The sequence below is a fragment of the Streptomyces sp. NPDC052910 genome, assembly GCF_055585605.1.
In genome coordinates this window covers 170343-189916 of sequence record NZ_JBVJJR010000008.1, presented here as the reverse complement: position 1 = coordinate 189916, position 19574 = coordinate 170343, and the positions used below count along the sequence as shown (strand labels likewise).

19 protein-coding genes are annotated in these 19574 nt (G+C 74.4%); 5 read left to right on the top strand and 14 right to left on the bottom strand.

Translation table 11 applies throughout. The annotated features are described in order from the left end of the window. Window positions 1-325 precede the first annotated feature (325 nt). Window positions 326-1564 carry an SAV2148 family HEPN domain-containing protein gene (locus ACZ6X9_RS26540; RefSeq protein WP_469780515.1) on the top strand — a complete coding sequence of 413 codons (1239 nt, stop codon included), beginning with the start codon at window positions 326-328 and terminating at the stop codon, window positions 1562-1564. Between the two features lie 131 nt (window positions 1565-1695). Then, window positions 1696-2385: an exonuclease domain-containing protein gene (locus tag ACZ6X9_RS26535; protein WP_469780514.1), complete on the top strand. Its 690-nt coding sequence runs from the start codon at window positions 1696-1698 to the stop codon at window positions 2383-2385. Window positions 2386-2433: 48 nt separating this feature from the next. Here ACZ6X9_RS26535 and ACZ6X9_RS26530 read toward each other — a convergent pair whose 3' ends face one another. After that, window positions 2434-2886 carry a winged helix-turn-helix transcriptional regulator gene (locus tag ACZ6X9_RS26530; protein WP_469780513.1) on the bottom strand — a complete coding sequence of 151 codons (453 nt, stop codon included), beginning with the start codon at window positions 2884-2886 and terminating at the stop codon, window positions 2434-2436. Window positions 2887-2982: 96 nt separating this feature from the next. Between ACZ6X9_RS26530 and ACZ6X9_RS26525 the strand changes: the two genes are divergently transcribed. Then, window positions 2983-4248: an MFS transporter gene (locus tag ACZ6X9_RS26525; RefSeq protein ID WP_469780512.1), complete on the top strand. Its 1266-nt coding sequence runs from the start codon at window positions 2983-2985 to the stop codon at window positions 4246-4248. Between the two features lie 151 nt (window positions 4249-4399). Here the strand turns inward: ACZ6X9_RS26525 and ACZ6X9_RS26520 are convergent, their stop codons facing one another. After that, on the bottom strand, window positions 4400-5296 hold the full coding sequence (locus tag ACZ6X9_RS26520; protein WP_469780652.1) for a phosphotransferase enzyme family protein: 897 nt from the start codon (window positions 5294-5296) through the stop codon (window positions 4400-4402). 418 nt (window positions 5297-5714) lie between these two features. On the opposite strand from ACZ6X9_RS26520, the gene ACZ6X9_RS26515 reads away from it, so the two are divergent. Then, window positions 5715-6362: a LysE family translocator gene (locus ACZ6X9_RS26515; protein WP_469780511.1), complete on the top strand. Its 648-nt coding sequence runs from the start codon at window positions 5715-5717 to the stop codon at window positions 6360-6362. 136 nt (window positions 6363-6498) lie between these two features. Here the strand turns inward: ACZ6X9_RS26515 and ACZ6X9_RS26510 are convergent, their stop codons facing one another. The 12 genes from ACZ6X9_RS26510 to ACZ6X9_RS26455 all read right to left on the bottom strand — a co-directional run bounded on the left by ACZ6X9_RS26510 (window position 6499) and on the right by ACZ6X9_RS26455 (window position 17962). After that, window positions 6499-7275 carry a sirohydrochlorin chelatase gene (locus ACZ6X9_RS26510; RefSeq protein WP_469780510.1) on the bottom strand — a complete coding sequence of 259 codons (777 nt, stop codon included), beginning with the start codon at window positions 7273-7275 and terminating at the stop codon, window positions 6499-6501. Next, the gene (locus tag ACZ6X9_RS26505; RefSeq protein WP_469780509.1) at window positions 7272-8147 is read right to left on the bottom strand and encodes an ABC transporter permease; all 876 of its coding nucleotides are present in this window, start codon (window positions 8145-8147) and stop codon (window positions 7272-7274) included. The genes ACZ6X9_RS26510 and ACZ6X9_RS26505 overlap by 4 nt, the downstream gene beginning before the upstream one ends. Next, window positions 8134-8994 carry an ABC transporter ATP-binding protein gene (locus tag ACZ6X9_RS26500; protein ID WP_469780508.1) on the bottom strand — a complete coding sequence of 287 codons (861 nt, stop codon included), beginning with the start codon at window positions 8992-8994 and terminating at the stop codon, window positions 8134-8136. The genes ACZ6X9_RS26505 and ACZ6X9_RS26500 overlap by 14 nt, the downstream gene beginning before the upstream one ends. 87 nt (window positions 8995-9081) lie before the next feature. Beyond that, window positions 9082-10200, bottom strand: coding sequence for an aliphatic sulfonate ABC transporter substrate-binding protein (locus tag ACZ6X9_RS26495; RefSeq protein ID WP_469780507.1), 1119 nt, complete (start codon window positions 10198-10200; stop codon window positions 9082-9084). Window positions 10201-11250: 1050 nt separating this feature from the next. Then, window positions 11251-12627, bottom strand: coding sequence for a sulfate adenylyltransferase subunit 1 (locus ACZ6X9_RS26490; RefSeq protein ID WP_469780506.1), 1377 nt, complete (start codon window positions 12625-12627; stop codon window positions 11251-11253). A gap of 2 nt (window positions 12628-12629) precedes the next feature. Continuing rightward, window positions 12630-13547, bottom strand: a complete 918-nt coding sequence (gene cysD, locus ACZ6X9_RS26485) for a sulfate adenylyltransferase subunit CysD (RefSeq protein ID WP_469780505.1) — start codon at window positions 13545-13547, stop codon at window positions 12630-12632. Further along, complete coding sequence (cysC, locus tag ACZ6X9_RS26480; protein ID WP_469780504.1) at window positions 13544-14077, bottom strand: adenylyl-sulfate kinase; 534 nt, start codon at window positions 14075-14077, stop codon at window positions 13544-13546. Before cysC ends, cysD begins: the two co-directional genes overlap by 4 nt. Before the next feature lie 71 nt (window positions 14078-14148). Continuing rightward, window positions 14149-14847 carry a phosphoadenylyl-sulfate reductase gene (locus tag ACZ6X9_RS26475; RefSeq protein WP_469780503.1) on the bottom strand — a complete coding sequence of 233 codons (699 nt, stop codon included), beginning with the start codon at window positions 14845-14847 and terminating at the stop codon, window positions 14149-14151. Further along, window positions 14834-15127, bottom strand: a complete 294-nt coding sequence (locus ACZ6X9_RS26470; protein WP_469780502.1) for a hypothetical protein — start codon at window positions 15125-15127, stop codon at window positions 14834-14836. The genes ACZ6X9_RS26475 and ACZ6X9_RS26470 overlap by 14 nt, the downstream gene beginning before the upstream one ends. Continuing rightward, window positions 15124-16830 (bottom strand): nitrite/sulfite reductase, encoded by a 1707-nt coding sequence (locus ACZ6X9_RS26465; protein ID WP_469780501.1) that lies wholly within the window; start codon window positions 16828-16830, stop codon window positions 15124-15126. The genes ACZ6X9_RS26470 and ACZ6X9_RS26465 overlap by 4 nt, the downstream gene beginning before the upstream one ends. 242 nt (window positions 16831-17072) lie before the next feature. Beyond that, the gene (locus ACZ6X9_RS26460) at window positions 17073-17156 is read right to left on the bottom strand and encodes a putative leader peptide (RefSeq protein WP_351506350.1); all 84 of its coding nucleotides are present in this window, start codon (window positions 17154-17156) and stop codon (window positions 17073-17075) included. 113 nt (window positions 17157-17269) lie between these two features. Then, window positions 17270-17962, bottom strand: a complete 693-nt coding sequence (locus ACZ6X9_RS26455; RefSeq protein WP_469780500.1) for a GNAT family N-acetyltransferase — start codon at window positions 17960-17962, stop codon at window positions 17270-17272. A gap of 218 nt (window positions 17963-18180) precedes the next feature. Between ACZ6X9_RS26455 and ACZ6X9_RS26450 the strand changes: the two genes are divergently transcribed. After that, window positions 18181-19365 carry a YihY/virulence factor BrkB family protein gene (locus tag ACZ6X9_RS26450; RefSeq protein WP_469780499.1) on the top strand — a complete coding sequence of 395 codons (1185 nt, stop codon included), beginning with the start codon at window positions 18181-18183 and terminating at the stop codon, window positions 19363-19365. The last annotated feature ends 209 nt before the right edge of the window (window positions 19366-19574 follow it).

The following is a 19574-nucleotide window of genomic DNA, read 5'->3' as shown; positions in this document are numbered from 1 at the left end:
TTGCCCTGGACCGTCGAGATACAGATCTTCCCCAAAAGCGGCGGCCCCACCGCCCGGCGGGCCACGTCCACCCGGGTGACAGGCGCTATTTTCCCTCCGGCTTCCCCCGGGGACGCCCCCCTTCCGCAAGCCGGTTTCGGCCTTTCTCCATGCTCCGCCCCGGATATCACTATGAATCAGGTCACGCCCGTCGCAGGCGCCCTGGACAACCGCCACGACCGGCAGGCGAGTTCACCGGACGACGGCCCCGGCGCGTGTGCGCCGCCCGCCGTGGGCGCAGTAGTCTGCCTTGATCATTGAACGGGGGGCGGAAGGCGGTGGACTGGTGAGCTCGGGCGGGCTGGAGCTGCCCCCTGCGGACGGTGACGCGGGGGAGGAGGCGCCCGGCAGTGCACCCCTCGGCGCGGTCTCGCTGGTGCGCCCCGGCGAGATCGGGGCGGAGCTGGACTGGGACGCCGCCGCGTGGGGCGAGGTGCGCACCCGCGCCCGCCGTGCCGGCCGTGCCTACATCTGGCTGAATCTCGTCGAACAGCGGCTGCGCGCCGTCGTCGCCGCCGTGCTGCGGCCGGTGTACGAGCCGGTGCACGGCGAGGACGAGTGGGTCGTCGCCGCGGCCGGCCCCGCCGGGCAGGAGTGGGTGCAGCGGGCCGTCGCCGTCCGTGAGGTCAGCCGCCGCAAGGGCTACCTCCTGGACCCGGCCGACGACAACGTCCTCAGCTTCCTCACGCTGCCCCAGCTCAGGGAACTCCTGGTCCAGCACTGGCCGTGCTTCGAGCCGTACCTCGACGACCGGCGCGAGCTCGAACTGGCCCTCGACGAGCTGGAGGTCACCCGGAACGTCGTCTCCCGCAACCGCGCCCTCTCGCGGGCCGTCCTGGACCAGGCGGAACGCGCGTCCGCCCGGCTCCTCGACATCCTCGGCAGCGGCCCCGGCGGGCACTCCGTGGACCGGCTGCCCGTCGACGCGGTCGAGGACCTGGTCGGCGACCGCTACGCGGACGTCGTCGGCGTCCACCCGGACCGGGTGCGGCTCCAGCGGCAACTGCCCGTCGAGGACCTCTTCGGCAGCGCCCGCCGCCTCGACGCGGTCGGCATCGGCCTGAACCTGCTGGTGCAGAACTACTCGGGGCGGCGGCTGGTGCGGCTCGCCGAGCACGGCTGCCGGGCGCGGCTCCTCTTCCTCAACCCGGCGAGCAGCGCGGTCCGCCGCCGGGAGCGCGAGCTCGGCCTGAAGAAGGGCGAGATGAGCCGGTCCGTCGAGATGAACATCATGCACATGCGGCGGGTGCGCGACCGGCTGTCCGACCCGGCCGCGTTCGAGATCCGGGTCTTCGACGAGACGCCGCGCTTCACCGCCTACCTTGTGAACCACGACGGCCCCGACGGGCTCGCCGTGGTGCAGTCCTACCTGCGCAAGGCGCGCGGGATGGAAGCCCCCGTGCTCGTGCTGCGCGGCGGCCGGCGCGCCGAGGCCCGGTCCCAGGCGCCCGACGACCACGGGCTGTTCGACACCTATCGCGAGGAGTTCGACGGGGTCTGGCAGGACTCCCGGCCGGTGTCCTGACGTTCCTCGCCCTCCCCCTTCCTCCTTCCTTCCCTGCCTGTCGACAGGCATGACGGCGCGTCACCCCGTTGTCAGTGGCCCGTGCGAGGCTGGTTGTCCGACGGGGAAAGCACCGCGATGGGGGATGTGGCATGAGCTGGCACGGGGAGTTGCTGATCGGGTTCGACCTGGAGACGACGGGGACGGATCCGGCGGAGGCGCGGATCGTCACGGCGGCCGTCGTCGAGACCAAGGCGGGCGAGCCGGTGGGCCGGCGCGGCTGGCTCGCCGACCCCGGCGTGCCCATTCCGGCGGAGGCCGCCGCCATCCACGGCATCACCGGCGAACGGGCCGCGGCGGAGGGCCGGCCCGCCCGCGAGGTGGTCGCGGAGATAGGCCGGACGCTGGCCGGCCACTGGGCGGTGGGCACCCCGGTCGTCGCCTACAACGCGGCCTTCGACCTCAGTCTGCTCGCCGCCGAACTGCGCCGCCACGGCCTGCCGCCGCTCCTGCCGGAGGGCCTGGGCCCGGTCATCGATCCGCTCACCATCGACCGGGCCGTCGACCGCTACCGCAAGGGCCGGCGCACCCTCGGCGCGGTCTGCGACGAGTACGGGGTCACCCTGGAGGCCGCCCACGAGGCGGGCGCCGACGCCCTCGCGGCGGTACGGGTCGCGCGGGCGATAGCCGAGCGCCATCCGCGGATAGGGGAGGCGGACCTGATGGAGCTGCACCGCCGGCAGGCGCGCTGGTACGAGGAGTGGGCCGAGGGCTACCAGGCGTGGCTGCGGCGGCAGGGGAACGAGGAGGCGGTGGTGGACGGGCGGTGGCCGCTGCGCTGAGGGGGAGACGCAGGGGCGGGGGCGCGGTGGGCGCGGCGGGGAGTGGGGTCACTCGGTGGAGAGCTTGTGGACGGTGGTCTCGTCCGGGTCCAGTGGCCGGCCGTCGGCGGACAGCACCTCCAGCGCGCGGAGCGGGTGGCCCCCGCGGCGGTCGACCAGTCGTGAGTGCGGTTCGCCGGGTGCGAAGAAGTGCTGTTCGCCCCACTGCCGCAGGGCCACGATGACGGGGAACAGCGCCTTGCCCTTCGGCGTCAGGACGTACTCGCGGTAGGCGCTGCCGTCCGAGGCGGGGACGGAGGCGAGGACGCCGCCGGCCACCAGGGCGCGCAGCCGTGCGGTGAGGATGTTCTTGGCGACGCCGAGGCTGCGCTGGAACTCCCCGAAGCGCCGGCTCCCGTCGAAGGCGTCCCGCACGATCAGCAGGGACCACCAGTCGCCGATCGCGTCCACGGACCGGGCGACGGGGCAGTCGCTGTCGTCGAAGCGCTTCCTGCTCACCATGGCGTCCCTCACTCTCACGACGGTTGCAACATGCTACCAACCGGTTTACCGTCGGCCCTCTTGGTGGCAAGTTGAAACCAGAGTGGGGGAGTGCTCATGCCCGGAAACGGTGAGGCCGAGACACGGCGGAAGGGGAGCGTCGGAGGGGAGGGCGCGGCGTTCACCCTGCCCCGTCGCGTCGTCGTCCTGTTCGCCGTCGCCTGCGGGGCCGCGGTCGCCAACGTCTATTTCGCCCAGCCGCTCCTGGTGACCATCGGTCAGGACCTCGCCATGAGCCCCGGGCTCGTCGGCGGTGTGGTCACCCTCACGCAGGTCGGATACGCGACCGGCCTGTTCTTCCTCGTGCCGCTGGGCGACGTCGCCGACCGCAGGAGGCTCGTCGTGGGCCAGTCGCTGCTCCTGGTGGCGGCGCTCCTGGTCGTGGCCGCCGCCCGTACGGCGACGGTGCTGCTCGCGGGCATGGCGGCGGTCGGTTCGCTCGCGGTCGTCACGCAGACGCTGGTGGCCTTCGCCGCGTCACTGGCCCCGCCCGCCGAGCGCGGACGGGTCGTCGGTCTCGTCACCGGCGGCGTGGTCGTCGGCATCCTGCTCGCCCGCACCGCGTCCGGCCTCCTGGCCGACCTCGCGGGCTGGCGCTCCGTCTACCTGGCCTCGGCGGCGCTCACCGCCCTGCTCGCCCTGGTCCTGCACCGCGTACTGCCGCGTCACCGCGCCGCCCCGCCGGCCCCCTTGCGTTACGGACGGCTCCTGCGCTCCACGGTCACCCTGTTCGCACGGGAACCGCTGCTGCGGCGGCGGGCCCTGTTCGGGCTGCTGGTCTTCGCCGCGTTCAGCACCCTGTGGAGCAGCGTCGCGCTGCCGCTCAGCGAGGCCCCGTACTCCCTGTCCCACAGCGCGATCGGGGCGCTGGGGCTGGTCGGTGTCGTCGGCGCCCTGGCCGCGGGCGCGGCCGGCCGCCTCAACGACCGCGGGCTCTCCCGGCGGACCACCGGCATCGCCCTGGCCCTGCTCACCGCCTCCTGGCTGCCCCTGGCGTTCACCCGCGAGGCGCTCTGGGCCCTGCTCCTCGGCGTGGTCCTCCTCGACCTCGCCGTACAGGCGGTCCACGTCACGAACCAGACCCTGATCCACGCGCTGCACCCGGACGCGGGCAGCCGGCTGATCGGCGGATACATGGTCTTCTACTCGGTCGGCAGCGCCACCGGCGCCCTCGCCGCGACCTCCCTCTACGCGGCGGCCGGCTGGGGCGCCGTGTGCGCACTGGGCGCGGCGTTCAGCGGCCTCGGGCTCGTGCTGTGGGTGTTCGAGGGGCCGAGGGGCGCGGGTGCCGTCGAGAAGCCGGCCCAACGGAAGGCGAGTTGAGCGCTCCCGGGCCGCGAGACCGGGCCGGGAGCGCTGCGGTCGCCGGCCCGCCTCCGTCTCCCACCGGCTTCCGTCGCCCTCCCCGGCTCCCGTTGCCCCCTACCGGCTTCCGGCGTCTTCCACCGGCTTCCGGCGTCGGCGGCGCGCACGGTCAGAACGGCCGCCACCGCACCGTCGGATCGCCGTCGCGCAGGGACGCCACCCTCCGCCGGAACTCGGCGAGCGCCGCCGGGTTCCCCGGGGCGTGCTGGGAGACCCAGGCGCAGCTCGCCGTCTCGCGCGCGCCGCGCAGTACCGCGCAGCCGTCCCACTCGCGGACGTCCCAGCCGTAGGTGCGGACGAAGGCGTCGTAGGCGGCCGGGTCGAGGCCGTAGCGGTCGCGGCTGAGGGCCATGACGACCAGGTCGTGCTCGCGCAGGTCCGCGGCGAAGGTCTCCAGGTCGACCAGGACGGGGCCGTCCGGGCCGACGTGGACGTTGCGGGCGAGCGCGTCGCCGTGGACGGGGCCCGGCGGGAGGTGCGGGACGAGCGCGGCGGCGGCCGCCGCGAAGCCGTCGCGCCGCTCCCGCAGGTACGCGGCGTCGGCCGGGTCGATCGCGTCGCCGGCCAGCCGCAGCCAGCGCTCCACCCCGCCGAGCAGGTCCCGCTTCGGGAGGCCGAACTCCGGGGCGGGCAGGGCGTGGACGAGCCGGAGCAGCCCGGCCAGGTCCTCGGGGGTCGCCGGGCGGACGGCGTCGGGAAGCCGGTGCCAGAGGGTCACCGGGTGCCCGTCCGACGTCAGCGGCTCCGCCTCGGCAGGGCGGACGGCCGGTACGCCGTTCTCCGCCAGCCAGGCGGCGACGCGCAGTTCGCGGCGCGCGCGGTCGGCGAGCGAGGCGTGCCGCCCGACCTTCGCCACCAGCCCGCCGGTCGCGAACACCGCGTTCTCGCCCAGCGCGAGCAGCGTGGCCTCGCGGGCATCCGGCGCCGCCACCCCGGCCTCCGCCAGGAGGGCACGCGCCCGTCGTTCCGTGAATGCCGCCTCCGACACGTCGGCCACCGTCCGTATCCTCGCTCTCGTTCCGCCCTCCGGGTCCGGGCGCGAGCGGTCGGGCCCGGCGTCCCGGTGAGGGGTGTCCCCGGCATTCTGCCGTCCGCCGTCGTCCGGCCCGACACCGGCAACCGTCCGCAGCGGCCGCCATCCATCGAACCTCCGTCCCCATGGACGGATCGCCGAGGCGGAACGCGCGGGTGGCGGCGGTCCTCCGGGCGGGGGCCGGCACCTTCCGCCCGTCCGGCCGCCGACGACGGGACGCGCCGGGGACCGACCGCCTGGTACGGTCCCCTCGGCCGCCGTGCCTCACCCCCACGGGGCACGGCGGCCACCTCTCTGCCGACGGGCCGCCCGCGACGCCCGGGAAATCCGGCGGCCCCGCCCGTCCGCGCCGGATTAGGCTCCGCTCACCGACGTGTGACTGGAGCGCTGCATGACGACCGCGATACTCGGTTTCGCCCTCTTCTCCCTGCTGGTGACGGTCTCCCCAGGCCCCGACCTCGTACTGGTCCTGCGCAACTGCCTGCGCGGCGGCCGCCGGGCCGGTGCCGCCACCGGTCTCGGGGCGGCGGTGGGGTCGCTCGGCTGGGGTGTGGCCGCGGCGCTCGGTCTGGCGGCGGCGCTCCAGCGCTGGGACGCGGCGTTCACCTTCGTCAAGCTCGCCGGTGCCGCCTACCTCGTCTTCCTCGGCGCCCAGGCGCTCTGGGCACAGCGCCGGGCCGTCGCCCTGGCGAAGGAGCCGCCGGCCGTGGTGCCCGAGAGCGCCGCGCCCGGGGGGCTCGGCGCCGGCGCGGCCTTCCGGCAGGGTGTGCTGAGCTGTCTGCTCAACCCCAAGGTCGGTGTCTTCTTCGTCGCCGTCGCACCGCAGTTCCTGCCGGACGACGCGTCCCCGCTCGCCATGACCCTGCTCTTCGGTGTGATCGACGCGGTCGTCGCCGCCGTCTGGCTGCTGCTCGTGACCCTCGGCGCCACCCGCTTCACGACCTGGCTCCGCCGGCCCCGCGTCCACCGCAACCTGGAACGCGCCACGGGCGGTGTGCTGCTGGCCCTGGGGTTCGGGACGGCCGCCGAGTCCGTGTGACGCCTCGCTCGCTCAGGCGGCGAGGTCCGCGGCGTGCTCCTCGGCCGGCGACCGGCCGCGGTCGCCCGCCCGCGAGCCGGACCCGCTCACGCCGCCGCGCGCTCCTCCCGCACGCCGGCGGCGCGAGCCGGACCGCTCACGCCGCCGCGCGTTCCCCCGTTACGCCGGCGGCCCCCGCCGAGACGCGCGCGCTCGCCTCCTCGTACCGCCGCACCAGCAGTAGCACCACCTCCCGCGCCGCCCCCAGCGGTTCGGCCACCGTGTCGGCACCCGCCGCGAGGGCGCTCGCGGCGACGCGGTCCGGGAGGCGGCCGGGGGCCAGCAGGTAGCGGGCCACGGCGACGTGGTGGCAGCCCTGGGCGCGGAGGGCGCGGACGGCGTCTTCCGTGCGGGGGCCGGTGGCGGAGGCGTAGGCGGGCCGGACCGCGTGCCAGCCGGTGGTCCGCCAGGTGTGGGCCAGGGCTTCGATGGTGGCGGCGGCCGTCAGGTCGGAGGAGCCCGCGGCGGCCAGGACGACGCCCGTGCCGCCCCGGGCGTGCGCGGGGACACCGGCCTCGCGCAGACGGCGTTCCAGGGTCGAGAGGAGGAGGGGGGACGGGCCGAGCACCGGTGCCTGACGGACCGTCAGGCCCGGTGGGGTGGCGGCGCGGAGCACCTCCGGGATGTCCTTCTCCGCGTGGAAGGCGTGCGTCAGCAGCAGCGGCACGGCCACCGCCGCCCGTACCCCGTCCGCCGCCAGTCGGCCGAGTGCCGTCGGGACGTCGGGGGTGCGGTGGTCCAGGAAGCCGGCCGCGACCCGGACGCCCGGGAGGCGGGCCGCGACCCGGGTGCGCAGGGCGGCGACGGTCGCCGCGTGGCGCGGGTCGCGGCTGCCGTGGGCGACGAGGAGCAGCGCCGGGGGCGGGGCGGTCATTTCGCCGCCAGTCCGCGGGTGCGCAGCACCCGGCGTTCCAGGGGGCTGAAGACCGCCAGATCGATGGCGATGCCGACGAAGAGGATCAGCAGGATGCCGAGCAGCACCCCCGGCATGTCGGAGTCGGTGCGGGCGTTCTCCAGGTACTGCCCCAGGCCCAGCCCCAGGTCGGGGGAGGACGCGATGAGTTCGGCCGCCATCAGGGAGCGCCAGGAGAACGCCCAGCCCTGCTTGAGGCCGGCGATGTAGCCCGGGAGTGCCGCCGGCAGCAGGACGTGGCGTGCGCCCCGGGCCCCCGTCGCGCCCAGGGTGCGGCCGGCCCGCAGGTACAGCGGCGGCACTTGGTCGATGCCGGACACCAGCCCGTTGGCGATCGACGGGACGGCGCCCAGCAGAATCACCGCGTACATCGCCGCGTCCGTGATCCCCAGCCAGATGACCGCCGCCGGGACCCAGGCCACCGAGGGCAGTGACTGGAGGCCGGAGAGGATGGGCCCGAGAGCCGCGCGGACGAACGGCACCCGGGCCACCAGCAGGCCCAGCGGCGTGCCGAGGGCGAGCGCGGCGAGGAAGCCGAGCAGGCCGCGCGAGACGCTGGTCCAGATGATGTCGAACAGCGTGCCCTGGAGCCAGAGTTCGCGCAGGCTGTGCCAGACGGCGGACGGGTCGGGCAGCTTGTAGTCCTCGGTGACCCCGGCGACCACCAGCAGCTTCCAGACGGCGACGACGAGGACGACGGCCGTGACCGGCGGCAGCACCTTGTGCAGCAGCACCCGCCGCAGCGGCGGCCGTTCGACCGGGACGGCGTCCAGGGCGTCGAGCCCGGCCTCCAGCCCGGCGAGGTCCGAGGAGGCGGTCTCAGTGCTTGCCATGGCGGCGGATCTCCCCACGCAGTTCCTCGGTGATCTCCACGGACAGGTCGGCGACCGCCGCGTCCTCGATGCGGCGCGGCTGCGGGATGCCGACCGTCCACTCCCGCGCCACCCGGCCCGGCCGGGACGAGAGCAGCACCACGCGCTGCCCCAGCCGCACCGCCTCGCGCACGTTGTGCGTGACGAACAGCACCGACAGCGCGGACTGCGACCCCGACTGCGACTCCGAGGACTCCGCCCAGATGCGGGTGAGTTCGTGGTGCAGCACGTCCCGGGTGATGGCGTCGAGCGCGGCGAACGGCTCGTCCATCAGCAGCAGCCGGCTTTCCTGGGCGAGGGCCCGGGCGAGGGCGACGCGCTGCCGCATGCCGCCGGACAGCTCGTGCACCCGCTTGCGGTACGCGCCGCCGAGGCGGACGAGGTCGAGCAGCCGCTCGGCCTCGGCCCGCCGGGCGGCCCGGGGCACGCCGCGCAGCCGCAGCGCGAGCTCGACGTTGCGGCCCGCCGTCAGCCAGGGGAAGAGGGCGTGCTCCTGGAACATCAGTGCCGGCCGCCCGCCGGGCACGTCGATGGTGCCCGCGGTGGGCCGGTCCAGCCCGGCGACCAGGTTCAGCAGCGTGGACTTCCCGCAGCCGCTGGCCCCCAGCAGGCAGACGAACTCCCCGGGGCGGACGTCGAGCGTGATGTCCTCCAGGACCGGCCGTCCGTCGCCGGAGCGGCCGAAGTTCTTGTGGACGCGGTCGATCCGGACGGCCGGCGGCGGGTCGCCGGCCGGTGCGAGGGGGGTGCCGGTCCTGCCGGTGGTCGTGGGGGTCGTGGGAGTCGTGGGGGTCGTGGTCGGGGCCATCCGGACCTCCTGGTGTGCGGTCGGTGGTGCGGGGACGTGTCGTACACCCGCCGGCGTCGCACCGTTCCGGCGCCGGCGTCGTACCGCTTACTGCCGGCCGAGCCCCGCCGCCTCGACGGGCGGCCGGCCCTCGGCCTTGAGGACCTTGTTGAGCGGAGCGAGCTCGTAGATGCCCGACAGATCGGGCTTGTCCAGCAGGCCGGCGGCGACCGCGTGGTCGGCCTCGGCCCGCAGGGTGGCCGCCAGCGGGTCGTCGGTGGTCCGGAGGGAGGCCCACGCCGGGTCGAGGACGCCGGCCGGCAGCGCCTTGCCGGACAGCTTCTTCAGCGCCGCGTTGGCGGACGCCTTCGCCTTCGCAGGATTGGCCGCGATCCAGGCGTTGGTGCGCACCGAGCCGCGCAGCACGGCCTCGACGACGTCCGGGTGCCGGTCGAGGAACTTCCGCGACACGATCACGTTGGTGATGACGAATTTCCCGCCCGGCCACAAGGACGACTCGTCCAGCAGCACCTTCCCGCCCTCGGCCACCAGCTTCGACGCCGTCGGCTCGGGCACCCACGCACCGTCCACCGAACCGGACTTGAACGCGTCGGGCGTGACCTTGTTGTCCGTCCGCACCACCGACACGTCGCCCTTGCCGCTCTGCGGGTCGACCTTCCAGCCCCTGCCCGCGATCCAGTTGAGGAAGGCGACGTCCTGGGTGTTGCCCTTCTGCGGGGTCGCGATCCGCTTGCCCTTGACGTCGTCGGGCGTGCGGATCCTCTTGGGGTCGACGACGAGCTTGACTCCACCGGAGGCCGAGCCCGAAATGATCCGCAGGTTCTCGCCCTTGGCCTTGACGAAGCCGTTGATCGCCGGGGAGGGGCCGATCCAGCCGATGTCGATCGACCCGGCGTTGAGCGCCTCGATCTCGGACGGGCCCGCGTTGAACGTGGTCGACTTCAGCCTGGTGCCGCCCAACTCCTCGCGGAGGATGCCCTCCTGCTCGCCGACGAGGGGGGTGGCGTGCGTGATGTTGGGGAAGTAGCCGATGGTGACGGAGTCGGCCGACAACTTCGCCGCGCCTTCGGCGGCCTGGCCGGCGGGGCGTGTGTCGTCCTTGGCGGAGCCGTAGCCGCAGGACGTCAGGGCGAGGAGCAGGGAGAGGGCCAGGGCCGGCAGGGGGACGGCGGCCGCGCGTGGTCGGCGGCGGGCGGAGGCGGGCATGGGGCGGTTCCTCTCGGCGGGGCGGTGGGGGAGGAGCGGGGCGCGGGGCGCGGGGGAGCGGCGGGGGCTTGGACAGGAGGTTCCGGCAGGGGTGTTGCGTGGGAGTTGCACGGACATTGCGGGGCGGTACGTGGTGCGGGACGACGGACCGAGGCGGCGGGCAGGGCCGCCGCGCCGTCCACGGGCCTCGCGGCCCGCGCGGTCCGGAGCGGCGACGGTGACCGTACGGGCGCCGGGGCCGCTGTGCCGCTGTGACGCGGCGGGCCCGTGCCCGGAGCCGGGCGCCGAGCGCGTCGCACGCGTGGCGATACGGCGGTCACCTCCGGCGCCGGGGGCCTCCAGGTGCCGCGCGCCCGGCGGGACGGACGGCCCCCGGCGCCGGAGGTGCCCCGGACGGCGGCCGGTCGCGGGCGACGGACGAGCCCCCGCCACGCCCCTCACCCGGCCTCCGGGAAAGCGGCCTTCACCGGAGCGGCCTGTGCCGAACCGCCCGCCGTCACCCGGCGTACGCCACGGGCCGCCCGCCCGCACATCGCGCGACGCCGCCCCGGCCGCTGCCGAGCGTCCCACCGCCGACCCGGCCGCCCAGGCGCCCGAAGGACGCGAAGACGTCCGCAACGGGCTCCGGACCCTCCGCCACCGGAGGCTCCGGCCGCCGCCCGGGTCCCGACATGTCGTGACCGCCCGCGCTCGGTCCGGGCCGGCCGTCGGCGTCCGCCGTCGGAGGCCCAGGCAGAGGTCCGGGGCCAGATGGTTCGTGACGGCCTGCGCCGGGCTCACGTCGGCCGGTGCCGTCCGGTGTCGTCAGCCACGGGTGTCGGCCGGGGGCTGACGGTTGGTGGCCGTCCGTGCCGGGCCCGTGTCGGCTGCCGTCGTCATCCGCCGTCGGGGGCCCTGGCCGGGGGCCGGAACCCGACGGCTCGTACCCGCCAGCGCTCGGTCCGGACCGGCCGGTGCCGTCCGGTGTCGGGTGTACCGGCCGGCGTCCGGGGATCCGCCGGTCCCGGGGCCGGCCGCTCGTGCGTGGCTCGTCCCGGTTTCCTTCGCCGGTCATGAGAAGTCCCAGCCGTCGTCGGCGGCCGGGGCCGCGGTGTGCGTTTCCGGGCTTCCGGTCGCCGCCGTGAACGCCGGGCCCGCCATGCCGGCGGTCAGCGTCGTCCCGTCCGCCGGGTCGATGAGCAGGAAGGCGCCGGTGCTGCGGGACGCCGCGTAGTCGTCCAGGGCCAGCGGTTCGGCCGTGCGGAGGACGACCCGGCCGATGTCGTTGGCGGCCAGTGCGCCGGGGGACGGGCGCAGGGCCAGGTCCGCCGGGTCGAGGCGGGACGGGATCTCCTTGACGACGGCCTTGACCGTGCGCGTGGTGTGTTTGAGCAGTACCCGGTCGCCCTCCCGCAGCGGCCGGTCGGCGACGTGGCAGACGGTGGCCTCGACGTCCCGGACGGGGTCCGGCGCGGCCGTCGCCGGGGCGATGAGGTCGCCGCGTGCGACGTCGAGGTCGTCGGCGAGCCGTACGGTCACGGACTGCGGCGCCCACGCCACGTCCACCGGCGTGCCGAGCGCGTCGATCGCGGTGATCGTGCTGGTCCGGCCGGAGGGCAGGACGGCCACGCGGTCTCCGACGCGCAGCACGCCGGAGGCGATCCGGCCGGCGTAGCCGCGGTAGTCGGGGTGGTCGGCGGTCCGCGGGCGGATCACGTACTGGACGGGGAACCGGGCCGGGTCGCCGGTGGGGTCGGCGATCACGGGGACGGTCTCCAGGTGCTCCAGGACGGTCGGGCCGCCGTACCAGTCCAGATGGGCGGAGGGCGTCACGACGTTGTCGCCGGCGAGGGCCGAGACCGGGATGGCGGTCACGTCGGGTACGCCGAGGGAGCCGGCGTACGCCGTGAACTCCTCGGCGATGCGGGCGAAGACGGCCTCGGACCAGTCCACCAGGTCCATCTTGTTCACCGCCAGCACCAGGTGCGGGACGCGCAGCAGCGCGGCCACGGCGGCGTGCCGGCGGGTCTGTTCGACGACGCCGTGCCGGGCGTCGACCAGGACGAGGGCCAGTTCGGCGGTGGACGCGCCGGTGACCATGTTGCGGGTGTACTGCACGTGCCCGGGCGTGTCGGCGAGGACGAACCGGCGGCGGGCGGTGGCGAAGTAGCGGTAGGCGACGTCGATGGTGATGCCCTGCTCACGCTCCGCCCGCAGCCCGTCGGTCAGCAGTGCCAGGTCGGGCGCTTCGTGACCGCGGTCGCGGGAGGCGTGCTCGACGGCCTCCAACTGGTCGGCCAGGACCGATTTCGAGTCGTGCAGCAGCCGTCCGACCAGGGTGGATTTGCCGTCGTCGACCGAACCGGCGGTGGCGAAGCGCAGCAGCGAGGTCGCGGCCGCCGGTTCCAGGGCGATGCCGGCGACACCGGTGGTGCCGGAGATGCTCATGATCAGAAGTACCCCTCGCGCTTGCGGTCTTCCATCGCGGCCTCCGACAGCTTGTCGTCGGCGCGCGTCGCGCCCCGCTCGGTGAGCCGGGAGGCGGCGATCTCCTCGATGACCCGGTCGACGGTGGCGGCGTCCGACTCCACGGCGCCCGTGCAGGACATGTCACCGACCGTCCGGTAGCGCACCACGCGTCTCTCCACCCGCTCCCCATCCCGGGGGCCACCCCACTCGCCGGGTGTCAGCCACATCCCGGACCGGGCGAAGACCTCGCGCTCGTGGGCGTAGTAGATCGAGGGGAGTTCGATCCCCTCGCGGGCTATGTACTGCCAGACGTCCAGCTCGGTCCAGTTGGAGAGCGGGAAGACGCGCACGTGCTCGCCGGGCGAGTGCCGGCCGTTGTAGAGGTCCCACAGTTCCGGCCGCTGGCGGCGCGGGTCCCAGCCGCCGAACTCGTCGCGCAGCGAGAACACCCGCTCCTTCGCCCGCGCCTTCTCCTCGTCCCGTCGCCCGCCGCCGAACACCGCGTCGAACCGGTGTTGTTCGATGGCGTCCAGCAGCGGCACGGTCTGCAGCGGGTTGCGGGTGCCGTCGGGGCGTTCGCGCAGCCGCCCGTCGTCGATGAACCGCTGGACGGACGCGATGTGCAGCCGCAGCCCGTGCCGGGCGACGACGCGGTCGCGGTAGGCGAGCACCTCCGGGAAGTTGTGCCCGGTGTCCACGTGCAGCAGCGCGAACGGCAGCGGCGCCGGCGCGAACGCCTTCAGCGCCGTGTGCAGCATGACGACGGAGTCCTTGCCGCCGGAGAACAGCAGCACCGGACGTTCGAACTCGCCCGCCACCTCCCGGAAGACGTGCACCGCCTCCGACTCCAGCGCGTCGAGGTGCGACAGGGCGTACGGGCTGTCGCCGCGAGCCGTCACAGCACTCCCCTCTCCGCCAGCAGCGCGCGCACCGCGTCCGCCGACTCCGCCACCGTCCGCTCGTGGGCGTCGATGCGCAGGTCGGGGTCGACCGGTGCCTCGTACGGGTCGTCGACCCCGGTCAGGCCGGTCAGTTCGCCGGCCGCCTGACGGGCGTACAGGCCCTTGACGTCCCGGGCCGAGCAGACCTCGACGGGCGTCGCCACGTGCACCTCCAAGTAGCCGGTGCCCAGCGCCTGATGGCGCTTGCGCACCGCCTCGCGGGTGTCGGCGTAGGGGGCGATGACGGGTACCAGGACCGTCACGCCGTGGGCGGCGAGCAGTTGGGCGACGAAGCCGATCCGCCGCACGTTGAGGTCCCGGTCCGCGCGGGAGAAGCCGAGGCCGGCGGAGAGGAACTCGCGGATCTCGTCGCCGTCCAGCACCTCCACCGGACGGCCCTCGGCCCGCAGTCGGTCCGCGAGCGCGCGGGCGATCGTCGTCTTGCCCGCGCTCGGCAGGCCGGTGAGCCACACCGTGGCACCCGTCATCCGGTTCTCCCAGGAGTTCGGTCGGTTCGGTTCGTGTGGGGCGTGTGAGGCGTGCGACGTGCGGACCCCGGTCATCCGTGCAACCCGCACTCGGTCTTGGCCCGGCCCGCCCAGCGGCCCGCCCGGGCGTCCTCGCCCTCCCGCACCCGGCGCGTGCAGGGCGCGCAGCCGACGGACGCGTATCCGTCCATGAGCAGCGGGTTGGTGAGCACCCCGTGCTCGGCGACGTACGCGTCCACGTCCTCCCGCGTCCAGCGGGCGATCGGCGCGATCTTGACCTTGCCGCGCCGGGCGTCCCAGCCGACAACGGGTGTGCCGGCCCGGGTCGGGGACTCGTCGCGGCGCAGCCCGGTCGCCCAGGCGTCGTACGCCGCCAGGCCCGCCTCCAGCGGCCGGACCTTGCGCAGGGCGCAGCACAGGTCCGGGTCGCGGTCGTGCAGCGCCGGCCCGTACGCGGCGTCCTGCTCGGCGACGCTCTGCGGCGGGGTGAGGGTGACGACGTTGACGTCCATCACCGCCGCCACCGCGTCGCGCGTCCCGATGGTCTCCGGGAAGTGGTAGCCGGTGTCCAGGAAGACGACGTCCACGCCGGGGCGGACGCGGGAGGCGAGATGGGCGACGACCGCGTCCTCCATGGAGGAGGTGACGCAGAAGCGGTCGCCGAAGGTGTCGGCCGCCCAGCGCAGGACGTCCGGGGCGGGGGCGTCCTCCAGTTCGCGGCCGGCGCGGAGGGCGAGCTGTTCCAGGGCGTGCGGCTCAGGGTCGGTCATCGGGTCCTCCTTCCGGTCCTCGTCCGGTGGCTGTGGCTGTGGCTGTGGCGGGGGCGGTGGGGGCCGCGCCGGTGCCGGCCGGGGCCGCGCCGCCGGCGAACCCCCGGCTCAGCAGCCCCAGGAACTTCAGCCGGAACGCCCGGTTGCAGGCGGCGCACTCCCAGGCGCCTCCCCCACGCTCGGCTTCGCTCGCGCCGGGGGACCCCCGTCCCGCCTCGTGGGGCCGCAGGTCCTCGTCGCCGCAGTACGGGCAGTGGAAGGGGACGGCGCGTTCGCTCACGACAGTTCCTCCTCGCCGGCCCGGGCCGCCCAGGCGGCGAAGCGCTCGCCGTCCGCGCGTCCGGCGAGGTAGCGCCGGAGCACCCGCTCGATGTAGTCGGGGAGCCCGTCCGACGTCACCTTGAGGCCGCGTACCTTGCGGCCGAACCCGGCTTCCAGGCCGAGTGCCCCGCCCAGGTGCACCTGGTAGCCCTCGACCTGACGCCCGTCGGCGTCCGTCACCAACTGGCCCTTGAGACCGATGTCCGCCACCTGGATACGGGCACAGGCGTTGGGGCAGCCGTTGAGGTTGATGGTGAGCGGCTCGTCGAAGTCCGGCAGGCGGCGCTCCAGTTCGTCGATGAGGGACGCGCCGCGCGCCTTGGTCTCGACGATCGCCAGCTTGCAGAACTCGATGCCGGTGCAGGCCATGGTGCCGCGCCGGAACGGGGACGGGTCCACCCGGAGGTCCAGCGCCTCCAGCCCGGCGGTCAGCGACGCGACGCGGTCCTCCGGCACGTCGAGGACGATCATCTTCTGCTCGGCGGTGGTCCGCAGCCGGCCCGAGCCGTGCGCCTCGGCCAGCTCGGCGATCTTCGTCAGGGTGCTGCCGTCCACCCGGCCGACGCGCGGCGCGAAGCCGACGTAGTACCGGCCGTCGCGCTGCCGGTGGACGCCCACGTGGTCGCGCCAGCGCTCGGCCGACCGCTCGGGCGCGGGCCCGTCCGCCAGGGCGCGGCCCAGGTACTCCTTCTCCAGGACCTCGCGGAACCGTTCCGGTCCCCAGTCGGCGACGAGGAACTTCAGCCGGGCCCGGTTGCGCAGCCGCCGGTAGCCGTAGTCGCGGAAGATGCCGATGACGCCGCCGAACACGTCGGGGACGTCCTCCAGCGGCACCCACGCGCCGAGCCGGACCCCGATCTTCGGGTTGGTGGACAGCCCGCCGCCCACCCACAGGTCGAAGCCCGGCCCGTGCTCGGGGTGGCGGACGCCCACGAAGGCCACGTCGTTGATCTCGTGGACGACGTCCAGCAGCGGGGAGCCGGAGACCGCCGCCTTGAACTTGCGGGGCAGGTTGGAGAAGTCCTTGTTGCCGATGAACCGGCGTCCGATCTCCTCGATGGCCGGCGTGCCGTCGACGATCTCGTCCTCGGCGATGCCGGCGACCGGCGAACCGAGGACCACGCGCGGGGTGTCGCCGCACGCCTCGGTGGTGGACAGGCCCACCGCCTCCAGGCGCCGCCAGATCTCGGGCACGTCCTCGATGCGGATCCAGTGGTACTGGATGTTCTGCCGGTCCGTGATGTCGGCGGTGCCGCGTGCGAACTCCTGTGACACCTCGCCGATCACCCGGAGTTGGGCGGTGGTCAGCCGGCCGCCGTCGACGCGCACCCGCAGCATGAAGAACTCGTCGTCCAGTTCCTCCGGCGCCAGAACGGCGGTCTTCCCGCCGTCGACGCCCGGCCGGCGCTGGGTGTACAGGCCCCACCAGCGCATCCGGCCGCGCAGGTCGGCGGGGTCGATGGCGGCGAAGCCCGCTTTGGCGTAAATCGTCTCAATGCGTGTCCGTACATTGAGACCGTCGTCGTCCTTCTTCACCTGCTCGTTGGCGTTGAGCGGGGTGAAGTGGCCGACGGCCCACTGGCCTTCGCTGCGGTGGCGGCCGGCCTTGCGGCGGGATGTCGCCGGCTCGGCGGCTGCGGGGGGTTGCGCGGTGGCGGCCATGGCGATCTGTCCTTCGGGAGGTCCGTCCGCCGGGCCGGCGCCGCGCACCCCGGCGGCACACCGGTCCCGCCGGCCGGCGCCGACTCCGCGCTGGGGCGGTACGACGGCTCTGACCTGCGGGTGTGGTGAGCGGCGGGGTGGGGAGGGCGCAGCGGACGGCCCGAGTGCGGACGGTGTCGGGTGGGGCCCGCCGGTCCGCGCCTTCGGGGACGGCGGTGAGGGAAGCGGTGGTGCTGAGGCTGTCAGCCCGCTGGACAGATGGCGCTGGACACGCGGCCGAGGTCGACGTGACGCCGACTCACCAAGGCAACTCCAGCTCGTGACATGAGGGAAGCGTGGCACGGGCGTTCGGCGGCAGTCCACTGTTCGCCGTATGTTGAGACGCTGCGTCTTGCCATGTGAGATAAGTAGGGAGTGGTTCCGGATGGGCCGGCCGGGGTCAGGCGGTGGCCCCCGTGCGGTCCGGGTGGGCGCCGGGCCAGGGGCCGGGGGCCGGTCCGTCCGGCTCGTCCTCCGTCTTCGTCGCGAAGACGGAGAAGCCGCGCCGCTCGTAGTTGGCCATGGCGTGCTCGCCGTCCTTGGAGCAGGTGTGCAGCCACACCCGGCGGGTCGGCGGCAGTTCCGGCCACCGCTCGGCCAGGTCCCAGGCGCGTCGCACCCCGTGGGTGAGGAGGTGGCCGCCGATGCGCCGGCCCTGGAAGGCGGGCAGCAGCCCGAAGTAGACGATCTCGACGGAGGCGGGGTGCCCGGTGTGGGAGGAGGCGGCGCTCCCGGTGGCGTCGTGACCGGTGCCCCCGAAGGCGGGGCCGGGGTCCCCGGGTGCCAGCTCCACGTAACCGGCCGGCGTCCCCCGGTCGTACGCCACCCACGTCTCCACGCCCGGCCGGTCCAGGTACTCCCGCCACCGCGCGTACGGCCAGCCCAGCCGGTCCGTCCAGGCGTGGTCGCCACCGACGGCCGTATAGAGGAACCGGCTGAACTCGGGCGACGGCACCTCCGACCGGAGGAACCGGACGTCGGGGCCCGGGCCGGGTCCGCCGGCGGGGACGAGGGCGTCCGGTGCGGTCATGTGGAGCGACCAGGTGGTCACCGGAATCGTTCTGGTGTGCCTGGTGGTCGTTCTGTTGTCCATGCCCTCAGCCAACCACGTCGCGCGCGAGGTCCCCGGGCGCCCCCTCACCAGGCCGTCCCCGGTGTCCGGCGCGGTCGTCCGGGGTGCTGCGCGCGGCTGTCCGGCGGATGAACGGACCGGTCGGGGACGGATACGGTTAGGGCGTGCAGGAAGCAACAAATGAACCACCGGGGCAGCGGAAGGGCCGGCTCCATCGAGCCAGGGCCCTGTACCGAAATGTGTCGAAGCGCAGGATGGCGTGGCTGCTCCTCAAGGACACGATCAATTCCTGCATGGAGTACCGCGTCACCGGCCTCGCCGCCGAAGCCGCGTTCTTCACCCTGTTGTCGCTGCCGCCGTTGCTCCTGGGCTTCATGAGCCTGCTGGGCTACCTGGACGACTGGACCGGCACCCACACCATCAGGAGTCTCCAGAACAACATCATCAACGCGTCCTCGGCCGTCCTGTCGGACCGGGGCGTCAACCAGATCACCGTCCCCCTCCTGAACGACGTACAGAGCGGCGCCCGCCGGCCCGAGATCGTCTCGGTCGGCTTCGCCATCGCCCTGTGGTCGGGGTCGCGGGCCGTCAACGTCTTCGTCGACACCATCACGATCATGTACGGGCTTGAGGGCCGGCGCGGCATCGTCCGCACCAGGCTGCTGGCCTTCCTGCTCTACATCGTCGCCCTGCTGATCGGGGCGGTGGTGATGCCACTGATGGTGGTGGGGCCGGAGGCGGTGGAGAACATCGTGCCGTGGAGCGCCGGTGTCGTCCAGGTCCTCTACTGGCCCGTGGTCCTGGTGCTGTCCGTGGCCTTCCTGACCACGCTGTACCACGTGTCGGTGCCCGTGCGGTCGCCGTGGCGGGAGGACATCCCCGGGGCGCTCGTGGCGCTCACCATGTGGGTGATCGGCAGCTTCCTGCTGCGGATCTACCTCACCCACACGGTGGAAGGCCTGACGATCTACGGCTCGCTCGCGGCGCCCGTCGCCGTCCTGCTGTGGATCGGCGTCTCCGCGTTCGCGGTGCTCGTGGGCGCGGCGGTCAACGCGGCCATGGACCGGGTCTGGCCGTCGGTGACCACCGCCGCGGCCCGCGCCGAGGCGGACCGCAGGAAGGCCGCCGCCGCGGCGGCGATGGCGGCCGAGCGGGCGGCGCTCGCGATGGTCCACGAGTACGAGGACGATCCCGAGGACCTCTCGGAGGACGGGCTGCGGGACCGGGAACCGCCGTCGGAGTTCCCGGAGCGGTGGGCGCAGTTCCTGCCACCGGAGGACGTGCGGACACGGCTCCAGCACGTACGGGCCGAGCGCGCCGAGCGGAGCGAGAAGCAGGGGAAGGCGGCGGCGAAGGGGGGCAAGGGGGCGAAGGGGGCCAAGGGGGAGTACCAGCCGAAGCACGCGAAGCACCGGAGGCGGTAGGCGGGCGCGCCGCAAGGGCGGCTGCCGCCGCTCGAAGGGCGGACGTGGGTGTGCAGAGGGCGGGTGCGGCCGGTCAGAGGGCGGGTGCCGCCGCTCGCGGGGAAAAATCCCTCGCGGGCGGCGGCACCCGCCCTTTACAGTCCCGTGAAGCCGAAGTCCCGAGAAGCCGGCGTCCCCGGAACCCGCGGGACGCGGCGCCGGCATCAGCG